The organism is Vibrio sp. S11_S32 (genome assembly GCF_014694465.1).
In the GTDB taxonomy this organism is placed as follows: Bacteria; Pseudomonadota; Gammaproteobacteria; order Enterobacterales; family Vibrionaceae; genus Vibrio; species Vibrio algicola.
The window spans coordinates 1-2,477 of sequence record NZ_JAAUWS010000101.1 but is presented as its reverse complement, the minus strand read 5'-3'; the positions used below and the strand labels follow the sequence as shown (position 1 = coordinate 2,477).

Sequence of the window (2,477 nt, the reverse complement as noted above, 5' to 3'; positions counted from 1 at the left end):
GGCTAAAAGCCTTTTACTCTTCGTTAAGTCTCATTTACTTAGAATAACTAGGCTTCAATCGACTTGCCTCGATTAAAAGGCTTTTATCTCGAACAAAATTTAATCACGAAAGATCAACAGCCCCTAATACCAAACAATAAAGTTTCATACTAACAAGGCAGCGATCCGATCATTGGTACGCTGCCTTTTTCTAAAATGTTTATGCCCATACACCGGTGAGGAAATCGTCATTCCATGCATGAGCCTAAGCGAAGAGACAGGGAATCTCGCTTTTCCATTCTTACTTTTAAATGCTAACGGTGTTTTTCAAGGTAGTTGTTCTAATTCGCGGAACAATAGTGGCTTATTTGAATCTTGATTTCGTGATGATTGCACCGCACAGCCTTCGGCGACCAACCTTTTTTCAACAGACAAAAAAGGTGGCAAAAAGGCCGCTGCTAGAAATTTTGTTGACCTTGGTTACAACACTCTACTTTGATAACGGCTTCAACCGCACATCCATGTGCGCAAGAAGCCTCACCAATCATCCATGATTGGTATATCAAATAGAGCATTTCCACCAAGCAAAATTTAGGCAGGGTTGGCGCGTTTCTGCCCAGTTCCAAGTTAGGATTAGAATTTATCTCAATACATTAAGTATCCTTTTTTACGGTAAATCGATTGCCCGCCTCGTCCTGTGTGCTTATACAGTTATAATTTAATTTTGTGAGTATTAAGCGGTTTTGTGTGAAAGCGAGAACTTATGCTTAGATGTGACTTATCAGGCTAAATTTTAAGTAATTGTTAATTAACAATAATATATAAACATTGAAAGTTCATCCCTGTCACAACTGGCTCGCTAAACCCAGTTCTCGCTTTCTCCATCGCATAAAATCGGCTAAATGCTTTTAAAAAACCGTTATTAAGGTATCTTATGGCAATAAATGAATTGATTAGCGTCGATCGTGTGTAAAATCCATTCGGGTTTATCTGAATTTCTTGTTAATATACTGTTATAAAGCAAATATGCCTATGGAGGTAGATTCTCAAATGGAATTAGAAATCAATGTTGTTGACGCATTCACTGATGTGGCGTTTAAAGGAAATTCAGCAGCAGTAATTATTACCAAGGACTGGCTTACTGATGAGCTTATGCAGTCTATTGCTATTGAAAATAACCTATCGGAAACTGCGTATGTAAGACAAATCGATATTTATAATTATGAAATTCGTTGGTTTTCTCCAATAACTGAAATTGATTTTTGTGGTCATGCAACATTAGCGTCATCATTTGTTATTTTTTCTAAAAATGATAATGTGAAAAACATTAATTTTTACGCTGAAGCAGTAGGTAATTTATCTATTACTAAAATGGATAACGGTTATATTAAAATGGACTTCCCGAGTAGACTGCCAGAAATTATTAACGATATACCATCAGCATTATTAAATGGACTTTCAATTACCCCAAGAGAAGTATTATTAAACAACCAAGCATACTTTGTTGTTTATGAAAATGAAGCTGATGTAACTTCTGTCGTTCCAAATAATGAATTATTAAAGCAACTGGCACCATATGATGTTGTTGTAACCGCAAAATCAAATGAGTATGACTTTGTTTCTCGTTATTTCTGGCCTGCAAATGGTGGTGATGAAGATCCTGTTACAGGTTCTATTCATACTGGTTTAGCACCGTACTGGGCTAGTAAACTTAATAAGTCTAACTTAATTGCATATCAAGCTTCTAAACGTGGTGGTAATTTAATATGCAACGTTGCTAATGATAAAGTTTTTATTTTAGGTAAAGCTGTACAGTATTTAAAAGGTACAATCGAAGTTTAGTCGTTGTTGCTTTATAACAAGCAATTCAACAAGGACAAAAAACAGTTGGTTTTTGCTCCTGCGTCGCTTATTTTAACCAACTGTTTTTTGCCTCTTAGTGAGGCGTTACTTCTTCCGTACATCAACTAATCCGTAATTTACTACATAAGTAAAACTTGTAACTCAGAATTGCCCAAAAACTATTTGTCATAATGCTATAAGAAACTTTTCAGACGTTAATATACAGGTTAACAAAGTAATGCACTCGACAAGTGCGTGACTACGACCTTATATACCGTAATGGTATCCGAGTTGCGCAATTAGAATCGTATTTCCTTGATGTTTGTAAACGATTCGATGCTCATCGTTGATTCGTCGAGACCAATATCCCGATAGACCATGTTTTAAAGGCTCAGGCTTGCCAATACCTTCTTGAGGCGTTCTTTGAATATCTTTAATGAGTAAAACTTTAACGATAGCTTTTCTGGCAATATTCAATATTATCGTTCGCAAAATATCGATACTCATCATGCTCAAGGGCCCTATCAAGGTTCAAGGATAGGAATTTCAATGTTGATATGATCACGATACATCGAGTTCCTTCCTTATCTTTTCGAGAGAGCTTAGCGATGCAAAGACAGTTGGGTTAGTAAAAAACATTTAAATCGAAGGATTTT

The 2,477-nt window shown here is 36.0% G+C and carries 2 protein-coding genes; one reads left to right on the top strand and one right to left on the bottom strand.

The window, feature by feature from the left end; all coding sequences use genetic code 11:
* The first annotated feature begins 1,029 nt into the window (after positions 1 to 1,029).
* Positions 1,030 to 1,821, top strand: a complete 792-nt coding sequence (locus HC723_RS16645) for a PhzF family phenazine biosynthesis protein (protein WP_190339881.1) — start codon at positions 1,030 to 1,032, stop codon at positions 1,819 to 1,821.
* Positions 1,822 to 2,088: 267 nt separating this feature from the next.
* Here HC723_RS16645 and HC723_RS16640 read toward each other — a convergent pair whose 3' ends face one another.
* Positions 2,089 to 2,331 carry a Txe/YoeB family addiction module toxin gene (locus HC723_RS16640; RefSeq protein WP_190339880.1) on the bottom strand — a complete coding sequence of 81 codons (243 nt, stop codon included), beginning with the start codon at positions 2,329 to 2,331 and terminating at the stop codon, positions 2,089 to 2,091.
* Positions 2,332 to 2,477 lie beyond the last annotated feature (146 nt).